This is a genomic window from Ruegeria sp. BC5 (assembly GCF_056539205.1).
Map to the genome: position 1 here is coordinate 152,047 of NZ_JBQFUN010000008.1, position 17,197 is coordinate 169,243.

The 17,197-nt window shown below is 59.0% G+C and carries 17 protein-coding genes; 7 read left to right on the forward strand and 10 right to left on the reverse strand.

Annotation, left to right across the window (positions count from 1 at the left end; genetic code table 11):
• Positions 1 to 19 precede the first annotated feature (19 nt).
• Positions 20 to 1,105, reverse strand: a complete 1,086-nt coding sequence (locus tag ACR0LY_RS16940; RefSeq protein ID WP_170351092.1) for a polyamine ABC transporter substrate-binding protein — start codon at positions 1,103 to 1,105, stop codon at positions 20 to 22.
• 140 nt (positions 1,106 to 1,245) lie between these two features.
• On the opposite strand from ACR0LY_RS16940, the gene ACR0LY_RS16945 reads away from it, so the two are divergent.
• Both ACR0LY_RS16945 and ACR0LY_RS16950 read left to right on the forward strand, forming a co-directional pair.
• Entirely contained in the window at positions 1,246 to 1,929 is a 684-nt protein-coding gene (locus ACR0LY_RS16945; RefSeq protein WP_170351093.1) for a GntR family transcriptional regulator, read from the forward strand.
• Positions 1,930 to 2,004: 75 nt separating this feature from the next.
• Positions 2,005 to 3,402, forward strand: coding sequence for an aspartate aminotransferase family protein (locus ACR0LY_RS16950; protein WP_170351094.1), 1,398 nt, complete (start codon positions 2,005 to 2,007; stop codon positions 3,400 to 3,402).
• 109 nt (positions 3,403 to 3,511) lie between these two features.
• On the opposite strand, the gene ACR0LY_RS16955 is transcribed toward ACR0LY_RS16950, so the two are convergent.
• Positions 3,512 to 3,775: a hypothetical protein gene (locus tag ACR0LY_RS16955; protein WP_170351095.1), complete on the reverse strand. Its 264-nt coding sequence runs from the start codon at positions 3,773 to 3,775 to the stop codon at positions 3,512 to 3,514.
• Between the two features lie 576 nt (positions 3,776 to 4,351).
• On the reverse strand, positions 4,352 to 5,650 hold the full coding sequence (locus ACR0LY_RS16960; RefSeq protein WP_170351096.1) for a lytic murein transglycosylase: 1,299 nt from the start codon (positions 5,648 to 5,650) through the stop codon (positions 4,352 to 4,354).
• Between the two features lie 111 nt (positions 5,651 to 5,761).
• Here ACR0LY_RS16960 and ACR0LY_RS16965 point away from each other — a divergent pair, with 111 nt between their 5' ends.
• Positions 5,762 to 6,148: a DUF1801 domain-containing protein gene (locus ACR0LY_RS16965; protein ID WP_170351097.1), complete on the forward strand. Its 387-nt coding sequence runs from the start codon at positions 5,762 to 5,764 to the stop codon at positions 6,146 to 6,148.
• Here the strand turns inward: ACR0LY_RS16965 and rnr are convergent.
• The 3 genes from rnr to dapE are packed head-to-tail and all read right to left on the reverse strand — an operon-like array spanning position 6,139 to position 10,163.
• Positions 6,139 to 8,397 carry a ribonuclease R gene (gene rnr, locus ACR0LY_RS16970; RefSeq protein WP_170351098.1) on the reverse strand — a complete coding sequence of 753 codons (2,259 nt, stop codon included), beginning with the start codon at positions 8,395 to 8,397 and terminating at the stop codon, positions 6,139 to 6,141. The two genes, ACR0LY_RS16965 and rnr, sit on opposite strands and share 10 nt — an antisense overlap.
• A 47-nt stretch (positions 8,398 to 8,444) precedes the next feature.
• Positions 8,445 to 9,020, reverse strand: coding sequence for a TIGR04282 family arsenosugar biosynthesis glycosyltransferase (locus ACR0LY_RS16975; RefSeq protein ID WP_170351099.1), 576 nt, complete (start codon positions 9,018 to 9,020; stop codon positions 8,445 to 8,447).
• A gap of 3 nt (positions 9,021 to 9,023) precedes the next feature.
• The gene (gene dapE / locus ACR0LY_RS16980) at positions 9,024 to 10,163 is read right to left on the reverse strand and encodes a succinyl-diaminopimelate desuccinylase (protein WP_170351100.1); all 1,140 of its coding nucleotides are present in this window, start codon (positions 10,161 to 10,163) and stop codon (positions 9,024 to 9,026) included.
• 209 nt (positions 10,164 to 10,372) lie between these two features.
• On the opposite strand from dapE, the gene ACR0LY_RS16985 reads away from it, so the two are divergent.
• Complete coding sequence (locus ACR0LY_RS16985) at positions 10,373 to 11,431, forward strand: transporter substrate-binding domain-containing protein (RefSeq protein WP_170351101.1); 1,059 nt, start codon at positions 10,373 to 10,375, stop codon at positions 11,429 to 11,431.
• On the opposite strand, the gene ACR0LY_RS16990 is transcribed toward ACR0LY_RS16985, so the two are convergent.
• Positions 11,428 to 11,772, reverse strand: a complete 345-nt coding sequence (locus ACR0LY_RS16990; RefSeq protein ID WP_170351102.1) for a hypothetical protein — start codon at positions 11,770 to 11,772, stop codon at positions 11,428 to 11,430. The genes ACR0LY_RS16985 and ACR0LY_RS16990 overlap by 4 nt on opposite strands.
• Before the next feature lie 351 nt (positions 11,773 to 12,123).
• On the opposite strand from ACR0LY_RS16990, the gene ACR0LY_RS16995 reads away from it, so the two are divergent.
• Positions 12,124 to 12,717: a hypothetical protein gene (locus tag ACR0LY_RS16995; protein ID WP_480567280.1), complete on the forward strand. Its 594-nt coding sequence runs from the start codon at positions 12,124 to 12,126 to the stop codon at positions 12,715 to 12,717.
• 132 nt (positions 12,718 to 12,849) lie between these two features.
• Here the strand turns inward: ACR0LY_RS16995 and dapD are convergent, their stop codons facing one another.
• Positions 12,850 to 13,677, reverse strand: a complete 828-nt coding sequence (dapD, locus tag ACR0LY_RS17000; protein WP_170351104.1) for a 2,3,4,5-tetrahydropyridine-2,6-dicarboxylate N-succinyltransferase — start codon at positions 13,675 to 13,677, stop codon at positions 12,850 to 12,852.
• Between the two features lie 108 nt (positions 13,678 to 13,785).
• Positions 13,786 to 14,703 carry a threonine/serine dehydratase gene (locus ACR0LY_RS17005; RefSeq protein WP_170351105.1) on the reverse strand — a complete coding sequence of 306 codons (918 nt, stop codon included), beginning with the start codon at positions 14,701 to 14,703 and terminating at the stop codon, positions 13,786 to 13,788.
• 79 nt (positions 14,704 to 14,782) lie between these two features.
• Between ACR0LY_RS17005 and ACR0LY_RS17010 the strand changes: the two genes are divergently transcribed.
• Together ACR0LY_RS17010 and ACR0LY_RS17015 are read left to right on the forward strand one after the other, a co-directional pair.
• Complete coding sequence (locus ACR0LY_RS17010) at positions 14,783 to 15,625, forward strand: LOG family protein (protein ID WP_170351106.1); 843 nt, start codon at positions 14,783 to 14,785, stop codon at positions 15,623 to 15,625.
• A gap of 3 nt (positions 15,626 to 15,628) precedes the next feature.
• Complete coding sequence (locus ACR0LY_RS17015) at positions 15,629 to 16,726, forward strand: cystathionine gamma-lyase (RefSeq protein WP_170351107.1); 1,098 nt, start codon at positions 15,629 to 15,631, stop codon at positions 16,724 to 16,726.
• Here ACR0LY_RS17015 and ACR0LY_RS17020 read toward each other — a convergent pair.
• The gene (locus tag ACR0LY_RS17020; protein WP_170351108.1) at positions 16,721 to 17,110 is read right to left on the reverse strand and encodes a hypothetical protein; all 390 of its coding nucleotides are present in this window, start codon (positions 17,108 to 17,110) and stop codon (positions 16,721 to 16,723) included. The genes ACR0LY_RS17015 and ACR0LY_RS17020 overlap by 6 nt on opposite strands.
• Between the last annotated feature and the right edge of the window lie 87 nt (positions 17,111 to 17,197).

The window sequence follows — 17,197 nt, forward strand, 5'->3', positions numbered from 1 at the left end:
GCCCTGTGCAGATAACCGGTCAGGTGCCCGATTTGATCTTGGTCCACAGACGGGTCACCACCCGTTGTGTTTTCGACGGGTATGGCGTCGTGATGTAGAGATTCTGCATGGTAGCATCATCAGGATAGATCGCCGGATCACCGATCACGTCTTCTACAAGAAACTCCTGTGACGCCTTGTTGCCATTGGCATAGTAAACGTAGTTCGATGCAGCGGCCATGTTATTGGCATCCAGAATAAAATCTAGGAACTTGTGTGCACCTTCTGGGTTCGGAGCATCCGCCGGAATTGCCATCTGGTCGAACCACATCAACGAGCCTTCGGCAAATGGGTGGTATTCAATGTTGACACCGTTGTCAGCCTCTGCTGCGCGATCGCGTGCCTGAAGAATATCGCCCGACCAGCCGACGGCTACGCATATGTCTCCATTGGCCAACGCGTTGATATATTCCGAACTATGGAACTTTTGGATGTGAGGGCGGACGCTAGTCAGAACCTCTTCGACTTTCTTGATGACGTCAGGATCGTGGCTATCAGGATCTTCGCCTATGTACTGCAAAGCCATTGGTATCATCTCGGCTGGCGCGTCTAGGAAGTGAACCCCACAAGAGGCCAGCTTTTCCATGTTCTCAGGCTTCAGCACCAGATCCATGCTATTTAGGGCGACGTCATCACCCAGCGCTTCTTTGACTTTGTCGACGTTCACGCCGAGTCCAGTGGTGCCCCACATGTAGTTTATCGAATACGCGTTGCTGGGATCATAACCCGCGGTGCGTTCCTGGATTACGTCCCACAGGTTGCCCGCGTTGGACAGTTTGGACGAATCCAACTCCTGAAATGCACCAGCCTGTATCTGGCGCTGAAGGAATGTTCCGGACGGCACCACAACGTCATACCCCGAACCACCGGCCAACATCTTGGTTTCAAGAACCTCGTTACTGTCGAACACGTCGTAGATCAGCGTCAGGCCGGTTTCTTCTTCGAACTTCGCAAGCAGGTCCTCATCGATATAGTCGGACCAGTTGTAAACACGCACTTCTTCGGCAAAGGCCGCAGAAGTCCCCAGCGCGATGACCGCTGTCATGGTCAGCGTTTTGATTGTCATTTTCTTCTCCCTGCAAGTGTACGGGTATAATCCCGTTTTTTTGGATTTGATCAAGTTTTGCGTTTTCCCTCGATCCCGCGTATGGTTTCACGAGGCCTGAAACCTGGCAAGACATCATCACTGGAAACGGGGCAAACCAATTGGATTTGATCAAAAATAAGGCATCCAGCGCGAAGGTAGAGACCGAAAAACGACCCGCGCACGAACAGGTCTATCAAACCCTAAAAGCGCAGATCATGTTCGGTGACTTGGTGCCGGGACAGCCCGTCACGATACAGGGGCTGACTGATTCGCTGGGGGTGGGAATGACCCCCGTGCGTGAGGCGATTCGCCGCCTGATCTCGGATGGCGCGCTGGTGTTTCAGGGCAACCGCAGGGTCAGCGTACCGCTGTTGTCGGCGGGAGATGTCGAACAGATGATATTCGCCAGAATTTCAATAGAATCAGAGCTTTCATGCCGCGCAGCTGCAAATATGAACAGCGCGGATATCGATAATCTTGAACGGATCGATCAGCGGCTTGACCGCACAATCGCGGACGGCGACGTCAGCGGTTATCTGCATCTGAACCACACGTTTCACGAAACCCTCTATTCCTACGCTGACGCTCCAATTCTGCTTGATCTGACCGAGCGGCTCTGGCTGAGATTCGGGCCGTCTCTGCGTGTGGTCTGTGGCCGTTTCGGCACGCAAAGTCTGCCGGACCGGCATAAGGACATTATCACCGCGCTGCGCGCAAAAGATGCGAAAATGGCAGCAAAAGCCACGGCTCAGGATATCGAACAGGGGATGGAACTGATGGCCGACGCCCTGACCGACGGCTAGAAATTGGCGATTCGATTGACAGGGAAAAATTTGATCATATTGTAAATGCCAACCGCTTTTGCAGGAGACGTCCGGATGTCCACCATAACTAATCACATGCCCACCGCTGAATTGCAGGCGCTGGATGCTGCCCATCACATGCACCCGTTCTCGGCCAATGGTTCGCTTGGCCAGGAAGGCGCCCGCGTCATCACCCGTGCCAATGGCGTCTATCTGACCGACAGCGAGGGCGAAGAGATTCTGGACGCCATGGCCGGTCTGTGGTGCGTCAATATCGGCTATGGTCGCGATGAACTGGCCGAGGTCGCCGCCCGCCAGATGCGCGAGCTGCCGTATTACAACACCTTCTTCAAAACGACCCATGTGCCTGTTATCGCGCTCGCCGCGAAGCTGGCAGAACTGGCGCCGGGCGATCTGAACCACGTCTTCTTCGCCGGTGGCGGATCCGAGGCGAATGATACAAATATCCGCCTGGTGCGCACCTATTGGGCCGAAAAAGGCCAGCCCGACAAGAATATCATCATCAGCCGCCACAATGCCTATCACGGCTCGTCCGTGGGGTCCGCATCGCTGGGTGGTATGGCAGGGATGCACGCGCAGGGCGGCATTCCGATCCCCAACATCCACCACATTAACCAACCGAACTGGTGGGCCGAAGGCGGCACCATGACCCCCGAGGAATTCGGCCTAGCCCGCGCGCGCGAGTTGGAAGACGCCATTCTGGAGCTGGGCGAGGACCGCGTTGCCGCCTTTATCGCCGAACCCGTGCAAGGTGCGGGCGGCGTGATCGTGGCACCCGACAGCTACTGGCCCGAGGTTCAGCGGATCTGCGATAAATACGATATCCTACTGATCGCGGATGAGGTGATTTGCGGATTTGGCCGCACGGGCAACTGGTTCGGCTCAGAAACCGTAGGTATCCGACCGGATATCATGACCATCGCCAAGGGGCTCAGCTCGGGCTATGCGCCCATCGGGGGGTCCATCGTCAGTGATGAGATCGCCAAGGTTATCGGCGGCACCGAGTTCAACCATGGCTACACCTATTCCGGCCACCCGGTTGCGGCGGCCGTTGCGCTGGAAAATCTGCGCATCCTCGAAGAGGAGAAGATCGTCGAACACGTCCGCGACGTGGCCGCGCCCTATTTGAAAGAGAAATGGGAGGCGCTGGCCGATCACCCGCTGGTCGGTGAAGCCAAAATCGTCGGCATGATGGCCTCGATCGCGCTGACGCCAGACAAGGCCAGCCGTGCTAAGTTTGCCTCGGACCCCGGCACCGTGGGCTATATCTGCCGCGACCGCTGCTTTGCCAACAATCTGATCATGCGCCATGTGGGTGACCGGATGATCATCTCACCCCCGCTGATCCTGACCCCTGCGGATATCGACGAGATGTTCGTGCGGATTTACAAGTCGCTGGATGAGGCACATGCCGAAATCATCGCGCAGGGCTTGATGAAGGTGGCGGCATAGGTCGGCGTTCAGAGTAACTACGAAACGCAAGGGGCGGTTGGATTAACAACCGCCCTTAGCTTTGAAGATCCGAGTCTTGCTCTGCCTCATTAGGTTATATGTGACAGAGCTAACTTTCGTCCGGAGAAAAGACACTCCGGCTCCAGCTATCATCGTACTCTCCCAAAACTCGGGACAACCCCAATAGTGACACAAAAAGTCGTGCGTAAAAATCCCGCGACATGAGTGGCTCGTTTTCATCCAGCAACTGAACAAGTTTGGCGACTTCTGTAGCAAAGACATCATAGACCTCTTTGTCCGTGGACGTTGGATCCAACGTCCAGATGTCGTGTTTGTCATAGTACTGCGCTGGTTGTGGTGTGTCTTCGGTCATAGTGCGGCCTCATCATTTGAGGCACACTTGGGATTGATGAAGCTACCGGCAATATACGTGGCGGGTAGTCACAACAAAATGGCGGCCGAGACCATAAGAATCAGACCAAGACACCTCAGTAACGTTAGTGTTTGAAGCCGCCCTTGCATATTCAAGCTGACGAAATCATCCGGCAGTAAATTCGGCACAGTTGGTACGTTCGTACAACGCCGGTCGTGTTTGGCTCGGTTCGCCTGTGTCTATAACCTGTGTATCAGTTCCAGCCTCTGTCAGGCGTGCTAGCAGTTTTCAGCGCTAAGCAAAGCTCAGCACACGAGCATTGCAACTGCATCGCGCGGGAAAATAAAAATTGTCGCGCGATAAAAAACTTGATTTGATGCAACTTAGATTCAAATATGTGAATGCGATCCGGTTTTTTATTACCTCTACTGGCGTCGCGACCCGCTAAACTGCTGGGTCCACCTCCCGTCTATCGTAGTGAGTGCCGGTAGTCGGGAGGTTACTCATCCCATAAAGCCAAAAACTAAGAGAATGTCCGCACCACACACCTAAACACTATACAGGACCCGTTCGCTATCACCGCAACCGCTCTAATAGCTTCAAACTGGCATATCCATCCGGGAGCAGCCCCTGCGCCAACTGATATGCGCGGACGGCGTCGGTCGTGTTTGGTCCGGTGCGCCCGTCGATGCCCTGCGTATCAAAGCCAGCCTCAGTCAGGCGGGATTGAAGTTCCTTTTTCTCGGTGAAACTCAGCACCCGGTCACCGCGCGGCCAGTTGGCTTGAAACGGCGCTTGGCCGGCCAGACGGTCGGACAGATGGCCGATACCGATCACATAGGCGTCGGCACCGTTGTATTTCTCGATCACGCCGAAATTGTCGAAGATCATCAGCGCCACGCCCTGCCCTCCGGCGGGCAATAGAATGGCCGCCTGCCCGTAATCCGGCACCGGCGTACCATTGCGACCCAACACGCCGCGCGCGGCCCAGTCAGAGGGCATCAATGTATGATCCCGCTTGGCCACGGCATAGTCGAACCCTTGCGGCAAACGTACTTCGACACCCCAAGGCTGACCCTTGGTCCAGCCGTGCCGCGCTAGGTAGGCGGCGGCAGAGGCCAACGCGTCGGTCGGGTCCTCGGACCAGATATCGCGCCGCCCGTCGCCATCGAAATCCACCGCGTGATCCAGGTATGAGGTCGGCATGAACTGCGTGTGACCCATCGCGCCCGCCCAGCTGCCGACCATTTTTCCGGCACTGACATCCCCGGCCTGAACGATCCGCAAAGCCGCGATCAATTGAGTTTCAAAGAACTGCGCCCGCCGCGCGTCAAAGGCCAGTGTCGCCAGCGAGCGGATGGTCTGATCACTGCCCCTAAACGTCCCGAACGAGGTCTCGAGCCCCCAGATCGCCGTCACAACCTCTTTCTCGACGCCATATTGCGCCTCGATCCGAGTCAGGGTCGCGTGATGGCGTTCCAGCCCGGCGCGACCGTTGCGGATTCGCGTGTCTGACACAGCGGCATCCAGATACTCCCAGATCGGTTTTGAAAACTCGGCCTGATTGCGATCCCGTTCGATGATTTTCTTGTCATAGGTCAGGCCCGCCAGCGCCCGATCCAGCGTCGCGGCTGAAATGCCCTGTTGTTCTGCCCGTTCGCGGAACGCCCCCAGCCACGCCTGAAACCGCGCGTTTCCTTCGGTCGACACCCGATACTCCTTAGCTGAAGGCCGCACGACCGGTCGGAGGGACACGGTCATATCAGCCGAGGCCAGCTGAAAGGTCTGTGACCTATCCGCTGAATTGTGGGATTCCGCCTGCACAATGGATGCCCATAATGCAGCGGCTATGATGCCACTTACGCATTTACGCATTCCGAAATTCCTGATTACTGCTCAACCTCAGGATAGCGCAAAGTGTGAGATTCACAAAGCACTCAGACCAAAATACCTGACGCGCCCGGCCAAACCGAATAAGCTGCTGAGATGACACCCTTTGACGATCCAAAAGTTGCCACCGCATTTGACGCGCTGCCAATTGATGCTCGTGTCGGGGCGCTTGCCCTGCGTGACCTGATCTTTGACACCGCCGCGTCCTTGCCCGACGCGCAGCCTTTGCAGGAATCGCTGCGCTGGGGTCAGCCCGCCTATCTGGCCCCAATGGGTTCAACAATCCGGATCGGCACGCATAAGTCCGCGCGATTTGCACTGTATGTGCATTGCCAAAGCCGGTTGATGGGTGATTTCACCTCGGCCTTTCCCAGCGAGGATCGGCTGGATGGCAACAGGGCCGTGTTGTTTGACGACCCCGCGCAGATCGACCCGACGCGCCATGGCTGGCTGATTGCGCGGGCGCTGACCTATCACCTCTGACGGCGTTTGCGTTCGACCTTGCGTTTGATCTTGTCTTTCTTGCGCTTGTTGCTAACCGCTTTGCGTCGAGTTGGTCGCCCTTTCGCACCGCGTCCCCGTGGCAGGGCCTGATCGTCAATGGACAACAATTCCAGTTCCAAACCGCCGGTCACAGGCGTCGCCGCGGTAAGACGCACGGTGACACGCTGTCCGATGGCGATGATCAGCCCGGTGTCCGATCCCATCAGCGTCCCTGCCTCACGGTCGAAATGGAAGAATTCGCGCCCCAGCGATCGGACGGGCACCAGACCATCCGCACCGGTTTCGTCCATTTTCACAAAGGCCCCGAACCGGGCGATACCACTGATACGGCCACTGAACTCATTGCCCACCCGTTCGCTGAGATAGGCAGCCAGGTAGCGATCTGTCGTATCCCGTTCGGCCATCATCGAACGCCGCTCGGTGTCCGAAATATGGGTGGCGGTTTCGTCCAGCCGGGCGATTTCATCCTCGGTCAGCCCGTCGTCACCCCAGCCGTGGGCCGTGATCAGCGCCCGATGCACGATCAGGTCGGCATAGCGTCGAATGGGCGAGGTGAAATGCGCATAGTTCCGCAGTGCCAGGCCAAAATGACCGAAGTTTTCTGGGTTGTAATACGCCTGCGCCATCGACCGCAATGTGCTGAGGTTGATCAACTCGGCATCCTCGGTCCCGGCGGCGGCGTTCAACAGCGCATTCAGATGCCGGGTTTGCAGAACCTGGCCCTTGGCCAAATTAAGACCGGCGGCCTGCGCCGTTTCCCGCAGACTTTCCAGTTTCTCAGGCGCGGGCTCTTCATGCACGCGGAACAGCAGCGGGCGGCGCTTGGCAATCAGGGTCTCGGCGGCGGCGACATTGGCGAGGATCATGAACTCCTCGATCAACTTATGCGCGTCCAGCCGGTCGCGGAACGCCACGCTGGTCACCTCGCCCGCGTCGCTGAGGACGATCTTGCGTTCCGGCAGGTCCAGCTCCAGCGGCTGCCGTTCGGCGCGCGCCTTCTTCAGGGCCGCATAAGCGGCGTAGAGCGGTTTCAGAACAGTTTCCAACAAAGGTCCGGTGCGGTCATTCGGGTTACCGTCAATGGCGTCTTGCACCTCGGCATAGTGCAGCGAAGCGGCCGAACGCATAAGGCCCCGCACAAACCGGTGTTCGATCTTGTTGCCGTCTGCGTCGATCTGCATCCGTACGGCGATACAGGCGCGCGGAACGCCTTCGTGCAGCGAACACAGATCGCCAGACAGGCGATCCGGCAACATCGGCACCACACGATCCGGGAAATAGCTGGAATTACCACGCTTTCGCGCCTCGCGATCCAGTGCGGTTCCCGGCTGCACATAAGCAGCAACATCCGCGATGGCGACCCAGATCACATGGCCGCCGGGGTTTTTCGGGTCCTCATCCGCGTGCGCATAACAGGCGTCGTCATGGTCGCGCGCGTCCGAGGGGTCGATGGTCAGCAGCGGCATGTCCCGCAGGTCTTCGCGCCCTTTCAGGCCGACGGGTTTGGCCTTATCGGCCTCGGCAATCACCTTATCAGGGAAATCGTCGGGGATACCGTGCTGGTGGATCGCGATCAGCGACACCGCCTTGGGTGCCGATGGGTCACCCAGCCGCTCGACGATACGGGCGCGCGGCAGACCCATGCGGTTCTTGGGGCCTGCCTGTTCGGCCTCGACCAGTTCGCCATCCTTGGCGCCCAGTACCGCACCGTCATGCACCAGCCATTCGGTCGAGCCGGTCTTGTCGATGGGGACGATCCGTCCACCTTCGGCGCTTTTGCGGAAGATACCGACGATCCTGCGCGGATTGGTTCCGATACGTCGGATCAAGCGCGCTTCGTAATTGTGGTCTTCTTCATGTACCACCGTCAGGCGAGCCAGAATGCGGTCGCCCTCGCCCAGCGCCGGATCGCTGGCGCGTGCAACGATCAGAACGATGGGTTCAACGCCTTCACCATGCCATTCCAGTGGGCGCGCGAACAGGTCACCATCGGCATTCGGAGCCTTTACTTGCAACACGCTGACCGGCGGCAACCGGTCCGGGTCACGATAGCTGCGCTTGCGCTTTTCCAGATGCCCTTCGGCCTCAAGTTCTTTGAGGATACGCTTCAGATCAATTCGATCTGCACCCTTGATGCCAAAGGCTTTGGCGATATCGCGTTTCGAGGTCAGGGTGGGGTTCGCCGAGATCCAATCGAGGACCTCTTGCTTGGTAGGGATGCGAGTCATAAGTCCGGCGTATCACGGGGATGCGACGGCGTCATGACTAAAAAAGATCAGGGTTTCAGATCGGCAACCGTGTCCACGTCACGCAGATGATCCAGAAAAGCCACCCGCGTTCCGGGGATTGAGACCAGAGTATCGGCCAGTGCGTGTTCCGTGGACCAGCGTACATCGCGGAACAGGTTCGTGGGCAAAGCCCCATAGCGTTGCGCGCCAACCAGCCAGTAGCCCCCGTCCGGCGCAGGCCCGAACACCATTTGCGTCGAGCCCAGCGCCTTGAACGCCCGCGCAATATGCCCCCGCGTGATGCCGGGAATATCCGCACCAATTAAACAGATCGGACCTTTTGGCATGTCCCGCAACATCCGGCCCATGCGATCACCCAGATCACCGTTCCCCTGTGGCACTCGCAGCAGATCCACCGGCCAGATACGGCTGTTCAGCCCCTCGCGGTCCGGGGAGACCGCCAGGACAATCTGCCAGCGCGGGTCGCGTAACCGCCGGATCAACGACTGGGTCTGATGCCGAAACCACCAGGCTGCGCCGACCATGCCGATATCGCGACCCAGACGAGTCTTTACCCGCCCCGGGCGTGGTTCCTTGACCATGATGACCAGAGTCCGCTGCATGGATCAGGCGAAATAATCCCGCAGGATGCGCGTGTAGATCGCCTTGAGCTGGTCGATCTGCGCCACCTCGACGCATTCATCCACCTGATGCATCGTGCGGCCAACCAGGCCGAATTCGACCACCGGGCAGTGGTTTTTCACAAACCGCGCGTCCGAAGTACCGCCGGTCGTGGACATCTCGGGTCGCAGGCCCGTTTCCGCCTCGACCGCTTGCGCCACCAGATCCGAGAGCGGGCCGGGCGGGGTCAGAAAGCTTTCACCCGAGATTTTGATCTTGATATCGACCTCGACGTCATATGCCTTAGCCACACGCTGCGCTTCGGCCCGCAACCAGTCGCTTAGGCTTGCACCCGAGTGCAAATCGTTGAACCGTATATTCACTGCCCCACGGCATTGCGCCGGGATCACATTGGTTGCTGTATTTCCGGTATCGATATTCACAACGGCCAGCGTCGAGGCATCGAAATGATCCGTGCCCTGATCCAACTCATGACTGGCCAGGTCGTGCATCAGCCGCGCCATTGCAGGCAGCGGGTTTTTGGCGCGATGCGGATAGGCCGAATGCCCCTGTACACCGGTCACCGTGAACCACGCCGTCATCGAGCCACGACGCCCGATCTTCATCATCTCACCCATCGTGTTCGGGCAGGTCGGTTCGCCGACCAGACAGACCGACATCCGTTCATCGGCGCGGTCCATGTAATCCAGCAACGCGGTTGTGCCGTCCACGGCATCACCTTCTTCATCCCCGGTGATGGCCAGAATGACTGCACCGTCTGGTGGCGTATCTTGCACGAAATCCACCGCCGCTGCCGCAAAGGCCGCCACGCCGGATTTCATGTCGGTCGTCCCCCGCCCGTACATCACGCCGTCGCGGATTTCCGCCCCAAAGGGCAGCATGGTCCAGGCGGCTTCATCCCCGACCGGAACAACATCGGTATGGCCATTGAACCCAAAGCTGCGCGCATGGCCCTTTTTGCCCCAGCGCGCGAACAGGTTGGCGACACCCCCGCGATCGACCCGCGTGCAATCGAACCCCGCATCCGACAATAACTTTTCCAACAACACCAGCGCGCCACCTTCTTCGGGTGTGACCGATGGGCAACGGATTAGGTCCGCTGTCAATTCTACCGGATCTGTCATGGTGAGACCTCTTTGCTTCATTCGGGCGCTGGTTCGCGCACAGATTCAACGAATTGGGCCGATTGCCAACCCCCGCACGCCCGATTCCACGGGCTTTTTTCTGTTTGTATCGCGCCGATACCCCAATAAAACACGGACCTTGACCCCGCGACTACCTTGCCGCACCCGTCAAAATTGCGTTAGAGCCGCGCCAAACAGGTAAACTGACGATGATACGCGCCCTATTCGCACTGATCTGCCTGACCTTCGCCACGCTTGCACAACAAGCCCAGGCGCAGACACTGGACGTCACCACCGTGACCCGCCCTCCGTTTTCCTATGTCGAAGACGGGGCACAGACCGGTTTTTCCATGGATCTGCTGGCGGCGCTGGCCCAGTCGCTGGATTGGGACTATTCGGTCAACCGGGTCGAGGCGTTCAGCGACATGCTGGGTGCAGTGCAGGACGGTACCGCCGATCTGGCCATCGCCAACATCTCGATCACCGCGGCGCGCGAAACGCAGATGGATTTCAGCCAGCCGATCTTTGAGGCCGGTTTGCAGATCATGGTCCCGTCCGAGGCCGCACGCCGGCCCTCGCTGCTGCATGCGTTGCTGTCGACCGAATTGTTCATCGCCATTGGCCTGGCCTTTGCCATCCTGTTGGGCGGTGGCATGCTGATGTGGGGGTTCGAGCGCCGCTCGCAGCCCTATTTCGACCGCAAATTGAATGAGGCATGGTTCCCGTCCTTCTGGTGGGCGCTGAACCTGGTGGTCAATGGCGGGTTCGAAGAACGCATGCCGCGCACCCCGTTTGGCCGTGTGCTGGGCGTGGTTCTGGTGGTGTCATCCCTGTTCATCGTGTCGGTTTTTACCGCGCGCATCACCTCGGTCATGACGGTGGATGCGATCAGCGGCAACGTGAATTCGGTCAACGATCTGTATGGCAAACAGGTGGGCACGATTTCGAACTCGACCGCCGCAAATTTCCTGAACCGGCGCGAGATCGAGTTTACCGGATATTCCGGTCTGGATGAGATGCTGACCGCCTTCAAGGACAAAGAGCTGGACGCGGTTGTTTTTGACGCGCCGATCCTGTCTTACTATGCCTCGCACGAAGGACGACGGATCGCATCGGTGACCGGCGGCGTGTTCTTGCGAGAGAATTACGGGATCGCCTTCCCGACGGGATCACCCTTGGTCGAGGACGTCAATCAGGCGCTGCTGTCGCTGCGTGAAGACGGCACCTATGACGAGATATACCGCAAGTGGTTCGGGGTTCGGAACTAACCCTGCTCCTCATCGCCGAAAAACGGCGTCATCTGCGCGACTATGACCGCGTTTTCATCCAATGCCCGCTGCATCAGCGCGCGCTCGTCGGCGTCAATGTCATGGCCCTGTGCTTCTCGCTCGGCCAATGTACCATAGCCGGTGACGTCCAGCGGCGCGGTGTCTGCCTGTTTCAGGATCGCCACGGTCTCGCGCACGGCTTCGGCCTCATCCACGCCACTGGCGAAACACATCAGCGCCGCGCCGGTCGCGCCGTCGGGCAGGCCATCGCCATCCTTGCGGCCGATCTGCACAAGCAGGGTATAGACTTGCTGACGCGAGGGTTTCTTTTGCTTTTCCATGGCGCCTGCATTACGGGCGCAACAAGGCATGGTCAACTGATAGAACGATCCGGCAGCAAGACCTGATTCGATTTGTGGGCAACCGAAATACGTTGCATCAAAGCCAACAGGCTTCCGCCTTCATGCAAAATTGACACACGTTACTAGCAAAAATTTCCCCACTGGATTGACAGGAATATTATTGAGAATCCGCATGGTTGAAATCGGTACAATTTCGCCGACAGCCCGGGTTTATTTGCGCGGAAATTAGCTTACGGCAGCGCCACATCTTTAGGTCGATACGAGGTATGGCATGCGAAATTTAGAATACCCAACACTATTGGTCGCAATTTTTTAACAAAGGAAAGTTCAATGAGTACTTTGTCTAAACTCCTAACTACCGTGGCAAGTGTGTCCGTTCTAGCTCTGGCTCCCGCAGCTTTTGTTGTGACAATCGCATCCACCAACTCTGTGCAAGCTGAAGCCAGCGGCGGCGGCGAAGAAGGTGGCGGTTCCGGCGGCGGCGATGAAGGCGACAGCTCCGGTGGCGGCGATGAAGGCGACAGCTCCGGCGGCGGCGAAGAAGGCGACAGCTCCGGCGGCGGCGAAGAAGGCGACAGCTCCGGTGGCGGCGATGAAGGCGACAGCTCCGGTGGCGGCGATGAAGGCGACAGCTCCGGTGGCGGCGATGAAGGCGACAGTTCCGGTGGTGGCGATGACGGCGACAGTTCCGGTGGTGGCGATGACGGCAGTGAACCCAATGACGGCGGTGAATCCGGCGGTGACGATGGCAGTGAACCCAACGATGGCGATGACGGCAGTGAACCCAATGACGGCGATGACGGCAGTGAACCCAATGACGGCGGTGAATCCGGCGGCGGAGACGACGGTGAATCCAACGGCAGTGGCTACACTAGCGGCGAAGAAAATGGCAGCGCAGTCGAACGTCCAGGCGAAGATCGCTAACTAAGCTTATCTGGTGTTGGTCAGATGACGAGAATATAGCTCGCGGACGCCAACAATCAGATCGCTCGATAACCGAGCTTAAACAAATGAAATGCCCGAACGTGGTTCGGGCATTATCTTTTTTCTTACCTGTTAGTCCCGCAACAATTCATTGATCCCGGTTTTCGAGCGGGTCTTTTCATCCACACGTTTCACGATCACCGCGCAGTACAGGCTGATATTGTTCTTTGATGGCATCGATCCGGCAACAACCACCGAATAGGGCGGCACTTCGCCATATGTGACCTCGCCGGTTTCGCGGTCAACGATCTTGGTCGACCTGCCGATGAACACACCCATGCCCAGAACCGAGCCTTCGCGAACGATGCAGCCTTCGACCACCTCAGAGCGCGCGCCGATAAAGCAATTGTCTTCGATGATGGTGGGGCCTGCCTGCATCGGTTCCAACACACCACCGATGCCGACGCCACCCGACAGGTGTACATTCTTGCCGATCTGTGCGCAGGACCCCACGGTGGCCCAGGTGTCGACCATGGTGCCCTCGTCGACATAAGCGCCTAGGTTCACGAAAGACGGCATCAGCACCACGCCGGGCGCGACATAGGCGGATTTGCGAACCACGCAGTTCGGCACGGCGCGGAACCCGGCGGTGCGCCACTGATCCTCGCCCCAACCCGCGAATTTGCTGTCCACTTTGTCCCACCAGCCGCCGGCCTGCGGACCGCCCGACTGAATCTCCATGTCCTTGATGCGGAAGCCCAGCAGAACCGCCTTTTTGGCCCACTGGTTCACATGCCAGTCGCCGCTGTCCATCTTTTCGGCCACACGCAGCGAACCGCTGTCCAGCGCGTTCAGCGTATCTTCGATCGCTTCGCGTTGTTCGCCAGAGGTGGCGGGGGTGATGGTATCGCGTGCCTCCCAGGCGGCTTCGATAGCGGCTTCCAGTTGCGCGTTGGACATTTGGCGGCTCCCTGCAGAATCTGTTCACGTTGGTGTTGCCTATACGCAAGCAGGGGACAGGCCGCAATGCGACGCAGAATGCGCGCTTTGCGGCTGATTGCTGCAGTTTCAGCCGTTCAATGGGTCCGGCGAGAGGTTCCCACCACAAACCAGCACCGCTACACGCTCATTGGGTTCCGGCTGATAGGCACCAGACAGCAGCGCAGCCAATGCGGTCGCGCCCGCTGGCTCTACCAGAATCCGATGCGTGCGCCACAGAACCTGCTGGGCTTCGGCGATGGACTCGTCGCTAACCAGAACCGAAGTCATTCCCTGCGCCAGCCCGAAACAGATCGACCCGATCCGCCGCGCGCCCAGCGCATTGGCGGCAATGCCCGAGACGGTGACATCCACCGGCTCTCCGGCTTGAAGGGATGCGTTCAACGCGCATGATGTCTCGGGTTCAACCGCCACAACCTTGCGCGCGCCCTGCAACCAGCCCAGTGCGCCCGCAATCAATCCGCCGCCGCCGACGGCAATCAAAACCGTGTCGGCCTGCAGACCCTGCGCCTCCCATTCTGCGAAACAGGTGCCCTGCCCGGCAACGGTTGCGGGCGCGTCATAGGCGTGGATTTGCATCGCACCTGTTGCATCCTCATGCGCTTGCGCCCTGGTCAGCGCGTTAGCGTATTCGCCCGGCACCACGCTCAGATCCGCACCGGTCCGTTCGATCAGCGTGATTTTCGACGGCCCCGCCATTTCCGGCACGAAAATCTTGGCAGGATAGCCCAAAGCACGCGCTGCAAAGGCCGCCGCTGCACCATGATTGCCGCCAGACGCTGCAACGATACCCGCCTTGGGCACATCCTGGCTCAGCAATGTATTGAACGCCCCGCGCGCCTTGAAACTGCCGGTATGTTGCAGATGTTCCAGCTTCATCTCAATCGGATAATCCAGACCCAAAGCCCGGCTTTTCATCACCGGCGTCACCTGCGCGTAGCCGTTGATCCGATCGGCGGCCGCCAATATTTCACTCTTCCAATTCATTCTTGTTCGTCCGTGACTGGCACTCTGCCCGCGAACCCTATAGCTGTTTCAAGAACACGCAAGCAGGGAACCATCATTCATGAGAGAAGACCGCCTCAGCCCTTTCCGCGACGCGCAGACCGACCGCTCGACCGCGAGCGAAGTGCCGGACACGCCGCAAACACGCTCGCCCGCGTATCGCCTTGCCTTTGCCGATGACGATTTCCTGTGCCGGGATGAGCTGCGCCCGGTTCGCCTGCAGCTGGAACTGCTGAAACCCGAGATGCTCATGACCGAGCGTGAGATCACCTCGACCATCGTCATGTTCGGCGGTGCGCGTATTCCTGAGCCGTCGCAGAAACACACCGCCCGGACCCAGACGCTGGCCAACCTGTCGGAGTACTATGACGAGGCCCGCGAATTCGCCCGGCTGATGACTGAGAAATCCAATGAAACAGGCTGCCGCGAGAACGTCATCGTCACCGGCGGTGGCCCCGGCGTGATGGAGGCGGGGAATCGCGGCGCGCAGGATGCGGGCGGCTGTTCCATCGGCCTGAACATCGTGTTGCCGCACGAACAAGCGCCGAACGAATACGTGACCCCCGAGCTCAGCTTCAACTTCCACTATTTCGCCATCCGCAAGATGCATTTCCTGATGCGCGCCCGCGCCATCACCATCTTTCCCGGCGGGTTCGGAACCATGGATGAGCTGTTCGAATCCCTGACCCTGATCCAAACCGGTCGGATGGAGCGCGTGCCCTTCCTGCTGTTTGGGCGCGAGTTCTGGGAAAAGGTTATCAACTGGGAGGCGCTTGCGGACGCGGGCACCATCTCGGACGAAGACCTTGATCTGTTCCGGTTTGTCGACACGGCGCAAGAGGCGGTCGAGATCATCGAGAACTGGGAACCCGCCCCGCCCCGCGACGAAATACCGGGGCGCTGAACCATGGCCCCGAAGACCGGAGAGATGCTGCACCTGCGCGGCAATGCCTTGAACGCGGGTGAGCCGGTGACGCTGCCGCTGACTCAAAGCAGTATGTATCATTTGCCGGGCGTGACGGACGGCCTGCCCACATACGGCCGAGTCGACAACCCCACTTGGGAGCATCTGGAACATGTGCTGGCCCATCTTGAAGGTGCGCCCTGCCTGACTTTTCCGTCTGGCATGGGGGCAATTTCAGCCGCATTGTTTGCAACCCTGAAGGCCGGGTCGCACCTGCTGATTCCGTCAGATGGGTACTATGTCACGCGCGTGCTGGCCGATCAGTTCTTGTCCGGGCTGGGTGTAACGGTCACCGAACGCCCAACGGCCACCTTTACCGAGGGCGGGTTTGACGGCTTTGATGTGGTCTTTGTCGAAAGCCCCTCAAACCCCGGGCTGGACATGCTGAACCTGCCAGCTATCGCCACTGCTGTACGTGTAGCGGGCGGGATCACGATTGCTGATAATACGACCCTGACCCCGCTAGGCCAGCGCCCGCTGGATATGGGCATCGACGTGGTTGTGGCCTCGGATACAAAAGCCATGGGTGGGCATTCCGACCTGTTGATGGGCCACGTGGCCAGCCGCAATGCACAGATTATGGAACGGGTAGTAGAATGGCGCCGCGTTTCAGGGGCGATCCCCGGCCCGCATGAGGCTTGGCTGTTGCATCGCGGACTGGAAACGCTGGATGTGCGGTTCGACCGTATGTGTTCCTCGGCGCAGGTGCTGGCCGAACGGTTGGCCGTCCACTCGACGGTCAGGCAAATCCGCTATCCCGGACTGCCTAGCGATCCATCGCATGCGCTGGCCACGGCACAGACGTCGCGGTTTGGGTTCCTGCTGTCGATCACGCTTGAGACCGAGGCTAAGGCCGAGGCCTTTATCAACGCCTGCCCGATGTTGCGTCCCGCAACCTCCTTTGGTGGCGTCCACAGTTCAGCAGAACGCCGCGCGCGCTGGGGCGACGATGTCGACCCCGCCTTCATCCGCCTGTCTGTCGGCTGTGAACCGGTCGAGGAACTGTGGCAGGCGATTGAAATCAGCCTGAACGCGCTATGATTTCTTCTTGGGCTCACGCAATTCTGTAAACACATAGATCGGCAGCACTATGCTGGCGATCAGCGCCCCCAGCCAGACCAGAAGCGTGGCCGCCAACAGGTTCGAGATACCTCCAACCGTCAACCCGGCAGTGACAAGATCGGTTGTCAGCAAGCCCACAAAGGTAACGATCAGCGCGATGCCGCCTTTCAGCGCGGGTGCTTTTTTCTCGCCCAGCTTCAGGATCAGCGGCTCGGCCACCACCTGCACCAGCGTAAAGACGATCACCACGACGATGAAAGAGATCGGCTTGATCGCAAACCCTGACAGCAGCAGCGTGGCCAGTAGCAACCCGATGGCATTGCCGGCCAGCAGGGCCAAGGCGGATTTGATTCTGCGCGTCATGGGGGTCTCCGTCAGAAAACAATTCGAAACGTGCATATGTTAGCAGACTTTCGGGGTTTTGCGAGCGGTTTCAAAAGCCTCTTCCTT